Annotated in this window: 15 protein-coding genes and 1 tRNA gene; 8 read left to right on the forward strand and 8 right to left on the reverse strand. The window is 69.4% G+C overall.

Going from position 1 to position 13485, the window contains the following annotated elements; genetic code table 11:
- Positions 1-144 precede the first annotated feature (144 nt).
- A complete protein-coding gene (locus ACGFMP_RS04285) occupies positions 145-495 on the forward strand; it encodes a PRC-barrel domain containing protein (RefSeq protein WP_393670143.1) in 351 nt (116 codons plus the stop codon).
- A gap of 82 nt (positions 496-577) precedes the next feature.
- Here ACGFMP_RS04285 and ACGFMP_RS04290 read toward each other — a convergent pair whose 3' ends face one another.
- From ACGFMP_RS04290 to ACGFMP_RS04310, 5 genes are all read right to left on the reverse strand, one after another.
- Positions 578-1120 (reverse strand): GNAT family N-acetyltransferase, encoded by a 543-nt coding sequence (locus ACGFMP_RS04290; protein WP_393670144.1) that lies wholly within the window; start codon positions 1118-1120, stop codon positions 578-580.
- Positions 1121-1251: 131 nt separating this feature from the next.
- Positions 1252-2001 carry a GAF and ANTAR domain-containing protein gene (locus ACGFMP_RS04295; RefSeq protein ID WP_393670146.1) on the reverse strand — a complete coding sequence of 250 codons (750 nt, stop codon included), beginning with the start codon at positions 1999-2001 and terminating at the stop codon, positions 1252-1254.
- 5 nt (positions 2002-2006) lie between these two features.
- Entirely contained in the window at positions 2007-2720 is a 714-nt protein-coding gene (locus tag ACGFMP_RS04300; RefSeq protein WP_393670147.1) for an ANTAR domain-containing protein, read from the reverse strand.
- Between the two features lie 67 nt (positions 2721-2787).
- Complete coding sequence (locus ACGFMP_RS04305; protein ID WP_393670148.1) at positions 2788-3177, reverse strand: STAS domain-containing protein; 390 nt, start codon at positions 3175-3177, stop codon at positions 2788-2790.
- Positions 3178-3958: 781 nt separating this feature from the next.
- Entirely contained in the window at positions 3959-4810 is an 852-nt protein-coding gene (locus ACGFMP_RS04310) for a MarR family transcriptional regulator (RefSeq protein ID WP_393670149.1), read from the reverse strand.
- 161 nt (positions 4811-4971) lie between these two features.
- Between ACGFMP_RS04310 and ACGFMP_RS04315 the strand changes: the two genes are divergently transcribed.
- On the forward strand, positions 4972-7167 hold the full coding sequence (locus ACGFMP_RS04315; protein WP_393670150.1) for an ATP-binding protein: 2196 nt from the start codon (positions 4972-4974) through the stop codon (positions 7165-7167).
- Between the two features lie 194 nt (positions 7168-7361).
- Here the strand turns inward: ACGFMP_RS04315 and ACGFMP_RS04320 are convergent, their stop codons facing one another.
- Positions 7362-7841 (reverse strand): hypothetical protein, encoded by a 480-nt coding sequence (locus ACGFMP_RS04320; RefSeq protein ID WP_393670151.1) that lies wholly within the window; start codon positions 7839-7841, stop codon positions 7362-7364.
- A gap of 308 nt (positions 7842-8149) precedes the next feature.
- Here ACGFMP_RS04320 and ACGFMP_RS04325 point away from each other — a divergent pair, with 308 nt between their 5' ends.
- Positions 8150-8431, forward strand: coding sequence for a hypothetical protein (locus tag ACGFMP_RS04325; protein WP_393670152.1), 282 nt, complete (start codon positions 8150-8152; stop codon positions 8429-8431).
- Complete coding sequence (locus ACGFMP_RS04330; RefSeq protein ID WP_393670153.1) at positions 8428-8856, forward strand: type II toxin-antitoxin system VapC family toxin; 429 nt, start codon at positions 8428-8430, stop codon at positions 8854-8856. Before ACGFMP_RS04325 ends, ACGFMP_RS04330 begins: the two co-directional genes overlap by 4 nt.
- Positions 8857-9592: 736 nt before the next feature.
- Here the strand turns inward: ACGFMP_RS04330 and ACGFMP_RS04335 are convergent.
- Complete coding sequence (locus ACGFMP_RS04335; protein ID WP_393670154.1) at positions 9593-10789, reverse strand: HEAT repeat domain-containing protein; 1197 nt, start codon at positions 10787-10789, stop codon at positions 9593-9595.
- A gap of 216 nt (positions 10790-11005) precedes the next feature.
- Here ACGFMP_RS04335 and ACGFMP_RS04340 point away from each other — a divergent pair, with 216 nt between their 5' ends.
- Genes ACGFMP_RS04340 through ACGFMP_RS04350 form a run of 3 tightly spaced genes read left to right on the forward strand, consistent with a single transcriptional unit; the run spans position 11006 to position 12005 of the window.
- On the forward strand, positions 11006-11299 hold the full coding sequence (locus ACGFMP_RS04340) for a transposase (RefSeq protein WP_393670155.1): 294 nt from the start codon (positions 11006-11008) through the stop codon (positions 11297-11299).
- On the forward strand, positions 11203-11739 hold the full coding sequence (locus tag ACGFMP_RS04345; protein WP_393670332.1) for an IS5 family transposase: 537 nt from the start codon (positions 11203-11205) through the stop codon (positions 11737-11739). The genes ACGFMP_RS04340 and ACGFMP_RS04345 overlap by 97 nt, the downstream gene beginning before the upstream one ends.
- Entirely contained in the window at positions 11736-12005 is a 270-nt protein-coding gene (locus ACGFMP_RS04350; protein WP_393670156.1) for a hypothetical protein, read from the forward strand. Before ACGFMP_RS04345 ends, ACGFMP_RS04350 begins: the two co-directional genes overlap by 4 nt.
- 417 nt (positions 12006-12422) lie before the next feature.
- Here the strand turns inward: ACGFMP_RS04350 and ACGFMP_RS04355 are convergent.
- Positions 12423-12496 (reverse strand) — tRNA-Gly (locus tag ACGFMP_RS04355).
- 408 nt (positions 12497-12904) lie between these two features.
- Between ACGFMP_RS04355 and dcd the strand changes: the two genes are divergently transcribed.
- Complete coding sequence (gene dcd / locus ACGFMP_RS04360; protein ID WP_393670157.1) at positions 12905-13480, forward strand: dCTP deaminase; 576 nt, start codon at positions 12905-12907, stop codon at positions 13478-13480.
- Positions 13481-13485 lie beyond the last annotated feature (5 nt).

Raw genomic sequence — 13485 nt, forward strand, 5'->3', positions numbered from 1 at the left:
GCGCTCCGGTGGCGAAGCGCGGCGGACTGCAGTGAGATGGCGGTGTGAGCCCCCGTGTGCGGGGCAGGCGTTCGCCGAGGGGCGTTCACCGATCCCTGAGAACGGGATTCCCAGCAACGCACCCAAGCAATGAGAGGTCACCCAGTGACTGACAGCATGTGGGCATACCAGGCGACGTCCGGCCACCGCACGGGAACGGACCTGAGCGGTTTCAAGGTCGAGGCGACCGATGGCGGAATCGGCAGAGTCTCCAAGTACTCCGACACCGTCGACTCCTCCTACCTCGTCGTCGACACCGGCGTCTGGATCCTCGGGAAGCACGTCCTGCTCCCGGCAGGCACGATCACATCCGTGGACGCGGCGCAGCGGCGCATCCTGGTCTCCCGCTCCAAGGACGACATCAAGAACTCCCCGGAGTTCGACAAGGACAAGCACACCGAGGACGCCGGCTACCACGAGCAGGTCGGTACTTACTACGGGACGCCGCGCGGTTGAGCGCTCCCTGTACGCCGTCGGGCCCCGGGCAGTCCGCCCGGGGCTTTTCGCCGTGCCGACCACGGGCGGACACCGCCGGCCGTCAGCCGTGGAGGCCCCGGCTCCATATCCGGGGTGCCGGTGTTACCGAGCCGCGGCCGATCTCGCCGAGGTCCTCCCACGACCACGCCCGGTAGGCGGCCTCGGCAGCCGTGTTGTCCGGCGCGACAAGCGCGATCACCCGGGCCGCCTCGCTGCGGGCCAGCAGGTGCTCCTGCAGGCGGGTGGCCACGCCCGTCCGCCGGTACCGGGGCGGCACCATCATCTCCGCGATCACGAACACCTGCCCGGATGCGGTCAGTTCTTCCAGGTCCGAAGGCAGTCCTGCACCGATGCCCTGCCACCAGCTGCCCGAGCGGCGGACGGGGAACCCATAGGCGCAGCCCACCGGTTGGGCGCCCTCGGCGACCACCATCTCGAATCCCTGCTGCTGGACGTCGTCCTCGAACCGGCGCAGGAAGTCCTGCCGGCCCCTGAACTCCTCGCCGACGGCACCGTCGTACGCCTCGACGTACATGTCGGCGAACGGGCCCCGCTGTTGCTCGGCCTGCCACCGCGTCAGCCGGCGTACGAAGAAATCTGCCATGCCTGGTGTCTTCCCCGCTCGGCACATCGGCACGCTGGCTGCCCTGACCGGGCCGCTCGGCCATGCGCTGGGCGGGGGTGCCTGCGGTGGGGCCGGGTGGGTGGTGTGCGGCTCGGTTGCGTGCGCAGAGGTCAGTGGCGGGGGGTGGACCGGTTCGGGTGGGGGATCGCCGTGCTGTTCAGGGTGCTCGCTGCGACGTCGCGGGCCAGTTCGGCCAGTTGGAGGTTGTGGGCGCGGGCGTAGGCGCGGAAGGCGGCGAAGGCGGCGTCCGGGGAGACGTGCCAGCGTTCAGCGAGGATGCCCTTGGCCTGTTCCACGACGATGCGGCTGGTGAGGGCGTACTGGAGCTGGGCCCGCTCGACTTGGCCGTGGTCGAGGGTGCGCTGCTGGAGGATGGCGATGGTGGCGACGTCGGCGAGGGCTTGGGCCAGGGTGATGTCCTGGCCGCTGAGGGGGTCGGGGTCGGTCTGGAACAGGGCCAGGGTTCCGATGACCCGGCCGCGCAACCGCAGCGGGAGGACGTTGGCGGTCACGAACCCGGTGTCCGTGGCGCGAGCGGCGAACTGCGGCCAGTGTGCGGCCGTTTCGGGGTCGGTGAGGTTGATGCCGGTCCTGGCCTCACCGGTGCGGTAGCAGTCGACGCAGGGTCCCTGGTGGTCTTGCAGGGCGAAGAGTTCCAGCAGCCGGGTGTGCTCGTCGGAGGCTGCCATGGTCTGCAGGGTGTCGTGCGCGTCGGCCAGCAGGATGCCGACCGCGGCCACGTCGAGGAGTTCCACGCAGCGCGCCGAGAGTTGCTGGAGGAAGTCGATGAGGTCGAACTCGTCGGTCAGGGAGTCGGCGACCTCCACGAAGACCTCGGTCATGCGCTGTTCGCGGGTCATGTCGATCAGTCCTTGTCTACGGCTGTCGGGGGCGTGCCGTTGCCGCCCGGGTCCATGCGAAGGCGCCGGTCCACGACGTCCTGGGCCACATCGGTGAGGGAACGCCCGCTGCTGTAGGCGTGCGCGCGCAGCCGCAGCAGGGCTTGGGACAGGGGCAGGGAGAGCTGGACACTGAGCATGCCGGTCGCCTGGTGGACCACCGCGTGCAGCAGTGAGTGGGGGGAGTCCTCCGGGAGGGGGGTGCCCCGTGGACCGCCGCCCAGGCAGCGGGCGGTGAGCGCGGCGGCCAGGATCGTGGCATCGTCGACCTGCTGGGCGGTCATCGGGCCGGGGGTGCGACGCACGGCGGTCAGGACGCCGACGCTGATGGCGCCGACACTCATCGGGAAGCAGAACACCGCGCGGATGTCGACGTCAGGGGCCTCCATGGTCAGGTTGGGCCAGCGGTCGAAGGGGATCCGGGCCAGATCCGGTGCCCACACCATCGCCCCGGTGCGGGCCGCGTCGGGCCCTGGGCCTTCCCCGAGGGTGAACTGCAGGTCCTCGAAGTGCCGTGTCGTGGCATCCGAGCACCACATGGGCTCGGTGAGGTCGTCCCCGGTGGCCAGGGAGACAGCCAGTCCGTCCATGCCCAGGGCGCGGGCGCCGGCCGCGGAGACGACGTGGGCGATGGCGTCGGAGCCCGCACCGATGCGCAGCAACCGCAGGACCTGGGCCATGCGATCGCTGATCACCCGGTCCCGCTCTCGAAACCGGTCGGCTGCTGTTTCGCGGTCCGTGACCTGGTCATGGGGCCGGCACACCGGGGTGTGCGGCGGGCACGGGGTCAGAGGCGATGGGACGGGCCAGTGTGAGGTGCGTGGCGCGGAGCAGGAAGCCCGTGCCGCTCAGCCTGAGCAACTGGGCCATCTGAGGGCGCGGATGGAGGAGGCGCAGCGAACCGTTTTCCGATGCGGTGCGTTCGGCGGCTGCCAGGAAGGCGTTGAGGCCGCTGACGTCACAGAAGTCCAGCGCGGCCAGGTCGATGGTGATCGTTCGGATTCCCTTACGAAGGCAGTCCTCGACCGCCGCGCGCAGCGCGGGCGCGGCGGCCAGGTCGATCTCACCCGCCAGCGTGATCGTCGTGCGGTGTCCACAGTCGCGCCTGGAGAGATGGAAACTGGTCAGAACGGGCATAACGCCTCGGCTCTTGTGATCACGAGCGCGGCGCCCTGTCGGGTCCGGTGCTTCCCGGACCCCTACGGCACGCCTCGCCCGTGGTCGGACGCCTGGACAGGTCGGGCGAAGCTCCGTCCCGGTAACCGTGCGTGGTCCAGAGCCACTCGGGGAAGCCGCCTCGCCATGAAAACGTGCCTACGGCCTTTCGACGGATCGTCCGTCCCGGCGGCACCTGAAAGACAACAGCTCGGCTCACGCCGGGGTCTTGGACGCTTCTCGCAGAATAGCGCCCCCGCCTGGCCCCGGTCGCTGTTCCCGGGCAGTTTCTCTATCGGCGTGCACCGACGCGCCGGTGCCGATCAGGCCTGGCTGCGACGGATTCGCACGCGACACCGGCATCGGGCCCCTCGCGCACCCCAACGGTCGTGGAGGACGGTGGGCCGGGTGACGGTCACGACGGTGAGGAGACCGTCGAGGCCCTTGTGGCCGCCGGGGTTGCACGATGTCGAGGCGGCGACCACGCCATCGAGATTACTCAGCGAGGGTTTGCACTGAGCGGACGCGAGATGACGAAGGAAACTTCAGCCATTTCCCAGGAATCAACCTCCAATCCTCAACGGGGGGCTACCGCAGGCGGGTTCGCGGCCCGACCGCGTCGTCGTCACACGCTGCGCGGCGTGGTCCGCTGCCCATCGGGTCGGCCGGGTGGGCAGGGAGGCGGTGGCGTCCCCGGCCTCCGCAAGGCCGTCGGTGCCCTTGCCCTCTCCGATCCGCGGAGAGCTGCCATGCTTTCCGCGCGTCATTGCGAGCCCGCGGCCACCAGGGTCGCGCTGATGGGTTCGAGCACGGCGATCAGTTCGTCGAGCTCCGTGGGGGACAGGGCGTCGTAGGGCGCGGCGGCGAGTTCATCGGTGAGGGTCTCGATGCGCTGAGTGGTCGCGCGGCCGGCGTCGGTGAAGTGACCGTCGGCGCCGATGAGTCCGCGTTCGCGCAGGCCGCCCATGACCGCGGCCAGGCGCTCCTTCGGCAGGTGATGGATGCGTCCGAAGGACTCCGGGGGGTGGATGCCCTGCGCCAGGGCGGACAGCACGTGGGCCTCGGTGCCGCCGATGCGCGAGGCGACGAGAGCGGCGATGTGCCCGTCGCCGCGGTGCTCGCGCAGCATGGTCGCGGAATGCCACAGCCGGGCCACGGGGTCGCCGGGCACCTCGAGGGTGCGCATGCCGGCGTACATCACCCGGCCTTCGGTGGGGGCGCTCGTCGCGGCCCTGGTGGTCAGGTCCGCGGCGCGCACCAGGCCGGGCGAGCCCGCCAGTTCCTCGCCGAGGATGCGCCGTAGGGAGGCCGCGCTGCCCCGCTCCCGGGCGGCGACGGAGGCCTCGGGCGGGATCGTTTCCCAGGCGCTGGGGATGTGCCGTGCGGCTTCCCCCTCGGCGAAGTTGTAGAAGGCCGCGTGCACGACTCGGGCCGGCACCCGTCCCAGTGGCGCGGCGCGGCTTGCGAAGTATCCGTCCCAGTAGCTGCGGTGGCCCAGCGCGGTCAGTTCCTCGTTGGACTCGTCGGCGCAGAAGGTGACCAGGCAGATCGGCTCGAGGAGCCCGAACATGCGACGGGCGAGGTGAGTCGTCGGGGACAAGCGCGTCTTGGCCATCGGGTTCTCCCTTTGCCAGGTGTGCCGACTTGGACCGTCCGGCACACCGGAACTCATCGGCGACCGAAGGCAAGCAGCACATCATGGGTGGGCGCAGCACGAGCTGCTCGTGCCGTGCTTGCCCATGTGGTTCCGGATACGGGTTCGATAGCATGCGCGGCGTGAACTCTCGGGGGGTGCGCGGGCTTTGGGGGCTGGCAGGCGCCGTGGGGGCGTTCGCCGCGGTCGCCGCTGGTTGGCAGGTTGTCGGCGACGTGGGCGCGGCGCAGTACGCGTTCGCCGGAGTGACCGCGCTGTGCGGCGGAGCGTTCGCCTGGTATCAGGCCGATGCCACCGTGACGCCCGCCGCGCCACGGGGCGTAGTACCGCGCGAACTGCCCAGGGACATCGCCGACTTCACCGGCCGAGTCACCGAACTCGCCGAGCTGCGCCGAGTGCTGCGCGGACCGGGGCAGTCGTCCGGGCCGCTCGTCGCCGTCGCGGGCAAGGGGGGCCTGGGCAAGACGACGCTCGCGGTGCGGGCCGCGCAACGCCTCGTCGGCGACTACCCGGACGGGCAGCTGTTCGCGAACCTGCGCGGCTACGACCCGTTGCCCGCAGAACCCGCCGAGATACTCGGCACCTTCCTGCGGTCGCTGGGCACGGACCCGCGCGCCATCCCGGACGCGCCGTACGACCGCGAGCAGCTCTTCCGTACGCTCACCGCCGGACGCCGGCTGCTCATCGTCCTCGACAACGCCAACGGGCCCCGGCAGGTGCGCCCACTGCTGCCCGGCGGCCCGGGCGCCGGGGTGATCGTCACCAGCCGCGTCGAGCTGCGCAGCATCGAAGGTGCTCACACCGTCGTGCTCGATCTGCTGGAGCCCGGCGAGGCGGTCGAGTTACTGGGCCGGGTCGCGGGTAGGGACCGGGTGGCGGACGACCCGCCGACCGCACGGCGACTGGCGGAGCTGTGCGGGTATCTGCCGCTGGCCGTACGCATCGCCGGTGCGCGCCTGGCCGAGCGGCCCGACCTGCGCCTGACCGAGTTCGCCGGCCGCCTCGCCGATGAGCGCGACCGGCTCGACCAGCTCGGGATCGGAGATCTCGATGTCCGCTCCACCTTCATGATCAGCCACCGGGGCCTGCCGGAAGCGCAGCAGCGGGCCTTCCGGCTGCTCGGCCTCTTCCCCGGAAGCGACTTCGCGGCCTGGCCGCTCGGTGCGCTCATGGGCGTTCCGCTGCGCGAGGCCGAGCGCCACCTCGACGCGCTGGTGGCCGCGCAACTGCTCGACGCGATCGGCCCCGACGAGACGGGCTCCGCCCGCTACCGCTTCCACGATCTGCTGCGTGCGTTGGCCCGTGAGCAGCCCGAACCCGACGCAGCGGCGGCGGTCGGCCGGCTCCTGGGCGCGTACATCTCCCTCGCAGCCCTCGCGGAGGACCGGTTCCAGCCCGGCGAGCTGCGCAAGACCAGCGCCCACCCGCGCCACGCAGTCGAGGCCGAGCACCGCGACGAGCTGCTGCGCGACCCGATCGCCTGGTTCATCGCCGAGCGGCAGAACGTCGTGGCGTGCGTACGCGCCGCGCACGAGCGGGAGTTGTGGGACGCGACATGGGAGCTGACCCACATCGCCGCGCCCTTCTTCGAAATGCTGGCCTTCTGGGACGGCTGGGGGGTGGCCGTCGACCTGGCCCTGGACGCGGCCCGGCGCTCGCACAACCGATGGGCCGAGTCGATCACACTGTTCGACAACGGGGCGCTGTACCGCGACCTGGGCCGGCCCGACGAGGCGCTGGCCGCCTACGAAGGTGCGCTGGCCGGGTACGAGGCGTCAGGTGACGAGCACGGCGTGGGCGCCGTCATGCTGGTCCAGGGCATCATCCACCGGAACCGGGGCGCGTGGGAGGTGGCCGCACAGCGGCTGGGCGACGCGGCCCAGCGGCTGCGGGCCGCAGGTGACGGCCGACTCGCCGCCCAGGCCGTGCGCAGCCTTGCGGTCGTCCGTTGCGGCCAGCGGCGCGTCGCCGAGGCGGTGCCCCTGTTCGAGGAGGCGCTGGAGGAGTTCCGACGGCTCGGGGATCGGCGGGCCGAGGCCTACGCCTGGCGCGGCCTCGCACAGGCCCAGCTCGACGGCGGCGAACTGAGCGCGGCGGCACGGTCGTTCGACAAGAGCCTGGAGCTGACCCGGCAGCTGCGCGACCGGCGGGGCGAGGCCAGGGCCCTGCAAGGACTCGGCCGGGTCGGCGCCGCCGAGGGCGTCACCGCCACGGCGCTGCGCCGGTACGCGCAGGCCCGGCAGATCGCCGACGAGACCCACGACCAGGTGCTGGCCGGGGAACTCGACGCCGACGTCGCGGCCGTGGGCCGGCCGTAGCGCCTCTGTGGCCCACTGTCCGGTCCGGCTGCGGACCCCGGCGTCGGCGCCTCGACGAACCCTTCAGCCCCGTCCTGCGGTCCCTTTGCGCTGGACCTGGCACGGGAGGGGCGCGGGGTGACCACTACTGGGCTGCGGCCGGCGGGGCTCGATCATTGTCCGAGGCTTCCCTCGACCGGCCGGGATGGCGGTGATCAGTCCGGCCTTCTCCGGAAGGTGTCGTATGCATCGCCCAGGTCCGGCAGGTTGTCCATCGGATTGCCTCCGCCGAGGCGCAGCAACCAGCCCAGGAGCCCACCCATCGACAGGGCGACGATGGGCATCTCGCCCACCAGGCCGAAGCTGTCCCATGCCGTGAGATAGCAGCGCCCTACGCGTTGCGGGTGCAGATCGACAACCACCAGCTGGCCGCCTGTGGCATCCGGCGATTCCTGTGCGATCACGTAGCAGGAATTCGTGAGGTCTTCCGGATCCTCGACGGCCACCTGCTCCGCGACCTCCGGTGTCAGCAAGAGCGGCCCTGCGGGCACGACGCCAGAGGGACCTGTCAGCCAGAACGGATAGTCCGCATCGACGTGGAGGCGGACGCCGGCGCACAACCGGTGCAACTCATGAAGATCGGCGGGAACACCATGCCGCGCGTCGCCGACCGTACGTTCACGGCGTGCTCGCATGTCAAGGCCAACGGTCAAAGAATCGATGGAGCGGATGACGGGAATCGAACCCGCGCTCTGAGCTTGGGAATCACGGGTACCTGGTTCGCGTCCGTCCAGCTCACGTGGCTGCCGCCGTTCCCGCGGGGAGGGCAGGGCAGGTCCGCGCTGACTCTGGTTGGCCTTGGCGTACCGCTGCTACTGGTGCGGTAGCGGTGCGGCGACTCGCGGCTCGGGAGGCTTCGGCGCCGACTCCTTGCCCGTGGAGGTGACCGGTGCCCTTAACCTGGTATGAGACGGCAGCCTACGTGGGGCGAAGGGGGAAGAAGATGACCACTGCACCTGGCGGCGTTCCGCGCTCGTCCAGGTCTGCGGCGACGGCGCATCCGTTGCGGACCATCCGCGACATCCGGGAGTCCCTCCCGGATGACCAGGCCCGGCACTTCGACGCGGAGCTTGCGGACACTGAGCTTGAGGCGCTGCCGGAGATGCTGAGCCGATGGGTGCGGCTGGCCACTGACGGCTTCGAGGAGTTCCTGCTGTCCCAGCCCTTCGAAGGGCTGGAGTTCGGCGAACGGTCCTACGACGACGACCAGGCGGGCGATCGGTGATCTACCTGCTCGACACTAACGTCGTCGCGGAACTCACGACGCGTCTTCGGCCCGACCCTCGTGTCGTGGCCTGGCTCCGTTCGACCGCGCGGCCCAATCGCTATCTGAGTGTCATCACCGTGGCCGAGATCGAAGCTGGCGTGGAGGCCACCCCGGACCCGGCTCGGCAAGCCAGGTATGCCCAAGTCCTCGCCACAGCTCGGCTGGAGTACCGGGACCGCATCGCGCCGATCGGCGAACGGGAGGCCGCGGCCTACCTTGCTGTCCACAAGGCGCTGAAGGCCGCCGGCACCAGCATCGACCCGCCGGACGCCCTGATCGCCGCCACTGCGCTGGCCAACGGCTGGACCGTTGCCAGTCGCAATATCAAGCATCTGGAGCGCACCGGCGCTATGGTGACCAATCCCTGGGATTTCAACCCGTAGCAGAGCGCTCGCGATCGCATTTAAGCAGTGAGCCTAATTCTGGATGACGAAATGCCCCAGGCAATCGGCCTGGGGCATTTACTTTTTGGAGCGGATGACGGGAATCGAACCCGCGCTCTGAGCTTGGGAATCACTGGTGCTCGGCGGGCGTACCTGCTGTTCAGGCGGCTCGTGCGCTATCCGGCGGCTCACGTCCGCGTACCCGCGTCTGGCCGTGGCGTACCGCTGGACCTGGTGCGGGAGTGGTGCGGAGTAGCGGTCAAGGCGCTGCGTCCGCCCGGTCTCAGTCTCCGGCCCGCCGTCCCGTGTGGCGGCCGTAGTCCGTTCGTTGGGAACGTGGCGAGGCTTCTTCACGAGCTCCATGCCCGTTTTGCGGCTTTCTTGGAAGCTGATTCAAAATGAGTCGGCTCTGTGAGAAACGCGCAGGTCAGCCAGACTGCTCCCCGCACCCGCGGGGATGGACTCTGGCCGGGCCAGGCCGTGGCGACCGGGGCGACCTGCCCCCGCACCCGCAGGGATGGACCCTCCCACTGGGGGACGGGCCGCCAGCCGGTGACCTGCTCCCCGCACCCGCGGGGATGGACCCGGCCTGGCGTTCCTGATCGTCACGCCGTACGGCTGCTCCCCGCACTCACGGGGAGGTCTCGTTGGGCGGCGACTCTGCCACCACCCCAAACGCCCGTCAGCCGGTTCGGCCTCACGGAGCCCGACATCGGATGTCGGCCTGTCAGCCGGCCTAGACATTCCCGACGTATACACGCAGGTCGGAGCGCCCGGTCGGCACCTTCCACCGGCGTAGAGCGTCCATTCCACCGGTGGGCCAGCCATCGGCGTCCTGGTCGGCGATGAACCGCACGACCCGCTGCTGCACGTCGCTCAGGTCTCCGAAGGCCTGCGGCGCTTCGGCGGGCTCGCCCGGAAAGACCAGCGTGAACAGCCTGTGAGCCGTGTAATACCTGTCGTGATACCTTTCGATGCCCGTGCAGCCGGCCAGACCGACGAGCATGGCCTCCACCGCTCGCAGCGTCGTGGCCTCGGACGTCTCAGCCAGGGCCATCACCGCGAGGCTGCCGTAGGAACCGCTCAGGAACGACATCGTCTCGGTCTTCTCCGGCGGCCGGGCGACAACCTGGATCAGCACGTCGACGACGGCCGGATCGGCTATGCCGAGCCGCGTCAGCGCGAAGGCGGAGGCCCAGCGAAGCTCGACGACGGGGTCGTCCAGGTAGCTTTCGACGAACGGGACGGCCGCAGGATCGCCGAGTAGCCCGAGGGCGACCACGCCCGTCGCCGCGGCGCCGGGTGAGGCTTCATTGGCGACGAACCCCTTCAGCAGCGGAATCGACGTCGACGCGGACTCGGGGAACCACGCGAACAGGTTCGCCGTTTTGGCGCGCAGCTCAGGGCTGTCCGCGGTCAGTAGGACGGCGAGTGCGGGGAGTGCTTCCCGAACAGCGTCGTAGGAGGCCACAACCGCTTCGGCGTCGATGAGCACCTGCTCGCAGCTCTTCTCACGCTGCTTGCGCTGCTCGTCGTCCGTGGCTTCGGCGATCCACCGAGCCCAATCGTCGGCTTCACCTCGCATGCTTTCCAGATAGTCGCGGTCTTCCCGAGGGTCGTAGCCGTTGGGCAAGTAGTTGTTGTCCAGCCCGATCGCGATGGCGACCAGCAGTGCGACGAATCGGTGCCTGTTGACCAGTCTGGGGTCGAGCGCCATCCGCACGAGAAACGGAATGGTGTACAGCGCAGCCTGCGATCGCGTGCCTTGGTGCACGATGTGGTTCGCGAGCTGCGCACTCGGCGGGTACTGGCCCTCCCAATCCCCCGCCTGCATCGCCCGAAGGTGTCCGGGGACGTCGTCGGCTCTGCCGTAGGAATGGTGAAGTTGAGCCCAGGGCACATCGTCCAGGCCGGCAAGAGGGTCGCTTGTCACACCAGCAGATCCTGGCACACCAGGAGTTCGACTTCGGCCTCCAGCCCGCCGCCTCAGAGGCCGCCCCGCCGTTCCTCCCCAACGCCGTGATCTGGTCCCTCCATAGGCCTCTGGTGGCTCTGCTGGCGTGCCTGCTGGTCAGAGGGCTCGCTCGCTCTCCCGCGACTCACGTCCGCGTGCGCAGGTCTGGCCCTGGCTGTCCGCGGCGCACCTGGGTTGTGTCTGCAGGGCATCCTGTACGTGCTCCACAACGACATAGCCTCGCAACGGCTACCGCCGGAGCTGGGATTCGGCTCCGGACAGACCTGCTGGCGGCGCCTGGGCCGCTGGCAGCAGGCCGGAGTTTTCGACCAGCTGCACCGCATCCTGCTCGCCGAGCTGAACGCGGCCGGCGCACGCGACTGGTCCCGGGCCTGCGTGGACGGCTCCCACATCCGCGCGAAAAAGGGGGAGCCGATACCGGTCCGTCGCCGGTCGATCGGCGCAAGACGGGCAGGAAACACCACCTGATCTGCGACGGACGCGGCACGCCGCTCAAGGTCATCACCACCGCAGCCAACGTCAACGACGTCACCCAGACCCTCGCCCTGGTCGACGGCATCCCACCCATCACCGGGCAACCCGGGCGTCCACGCCGCCGCCCCGACTCGCTGCTCGGCGACAAAGGATACGACTCCAACCCCAACCGTCGAGAGCTACGCAAGCGGCGGATCCTGCCCGTCATCTCCCGCAAAGGCGCCCCGAACATCCAGGGTCTGGGCAAACTCCGCTACGTCGTCGAGCAGACCTTCGCCCTGCTGCACCAGTTCAAACGCCTCGCGGTCCGCAGGGAACGCCGCACTGAACTCCACGACGCATTCGTCTCCCTCGCGTGCGGACTCATCTGCTGGAGAAGGCTCAGTCGACAGCGTGCGCAGTCAGCTGATCGGTCCTACGCTGACCACCTGTGACTGAAAGCGCGCAGCGATGGCTCCACAACGAACTCCGCCCCTCCCAGACAGTTCGCTGCCGAGTGACGGGACACCGAGGACGCTTCGGCGTAGAAGTTGAGTTGGTTGCGCCCGCACCTGAGATCCCGGCCTTCATCGACTTCGTGAACCTCACCGACGGCCTGGACCATCCGCGCCCGGAAGACTTCCCGGCGATCGGAAGCAGCCTCGACGCCGTCGTGCTCGACTACATGCCCAACGGAGAGTTGCGCCTAGCGGCCCGTTGATCGTCGCGGACACGATAAAAGCAGACACGCCGACCTCCGAGGGCAAGGCCCACACGCAAACTCGCACCGCCCGCCCACCACTGAAGATCGTGTTACGCGCTCTTATGGCACGGCAGTGCCACGGCCCGTCTGGCGTCGGGCCGGCGCGTGGTCAGGTCGGTGATTGCCGGGACTCCGGCTTCACCTTGGGGTGACATAGAGGGATGGAAAGGGATCTTTTCCGCGACCTTGTGTGACGCGGCTCACCGGAAATGCGTCTCGCCATTCGAGAGGGCCTCGGCGTCCAGCGGTCAACCGCGGTCACCGGGTGCATTCGCGCCCCGCAATTCGCCGCCCAATGGCACGGATATGGCACGCGGCCCTCGAATTGGTCCAGACAACAAACCAGCCCCAGGTCTTCGATCTGGGGCTTATCAATGGAGCGGATGACGGGAATCGAACCCGCGCTCTGAGCTTGGGAAGCTCATGTTCTACCATTAAACTACATCCGCGAAAAAAGCTCTCCGAGGAGTGCTTCGGGGACACTCTACCGTACGCGGCGGGTGGGTGCGGGGGGACGGTCGTGAGGGGTAGGTTCTGGGGGCGGTGTGGCTGCGTGGGGGTGCGGCGAGGGATCCCCTAATGTGTGGGTTTGTCGGCCACGCGGAGTTGGGGAAAGGGGCTTCATGGAGCGCACTGTCGTTCGTTGCGCGGAGGGTCACGTTTTCACCACCGGGTCTTTTCCGTTGCAGCAGTTGGGGGCGCAGCGGTTGGGGCCCGCACGGCTGGTGAGGTGTCCCAGGTGTGCGCGGTTGCGGCATGCCGTGCCCGTGGGTGAGGGCGCGGGCGGCGGGGAGAAGTGAGCGGGGTCCCGTACGGGCGGGCGCAGGCGGGTACCGCCTAGGCGTTAGGGTCGGTCTGTGCTTCTCTCAGACAAGGACATCCGGACCGAAATCGACAACGGGCGTGTGCGTGTCGATCCGTTCGAGCCGTCGATGGTGCAGCCGTCGAGCATCGACGTGCGCTTGGACCGGTTCTTCCGGGTGTTCGAGAACCACCGGTATCCGCACATCGATCCGGCGGTGGAGCAGCCTGACCTGACCCGCCTGGTGGAGCCGGAGGGCGGCGACGCCTTCATCCTGCACCCGGGTGAGTTCGTGCTGGCCTCGACGTACGAGGTCATCACGCTGCCGGACGATGTGGCCTCGCGGCTCGAGGGGAAGTCCAGCCTCGGGCGGCTCGGGCTGCTCACGCATTCGACGGCCGGGTTCATCGACCCGGGGTTCTCCGGGCATGTGACGCTGGAGCTGTCGAACGTGGCGACGCTGCCCATCAAGCTGTGGCCCGGGATGAAGATCGGGCAGCTGTGCCTCTTCCGGCTGACGTCGCCCGCGGAGTTCCCCTACGGCTCGCAGCAGTACGGCTCGCGCTACCAGGGGCAGCGCGGGCCGACCGCTTCCAGGTCGTATCTGAACTTCCACCGCACCCAGGTCTGAGCCGG

This window comes from Streptomyces sp. NPDC049040, from assembly GCF_043197715.1.
Lineage (GTDB): Bacteria > Actinomycetota > Actinomycetes > Streptomycetales > Streptomycetaceae > Actinacidiphila.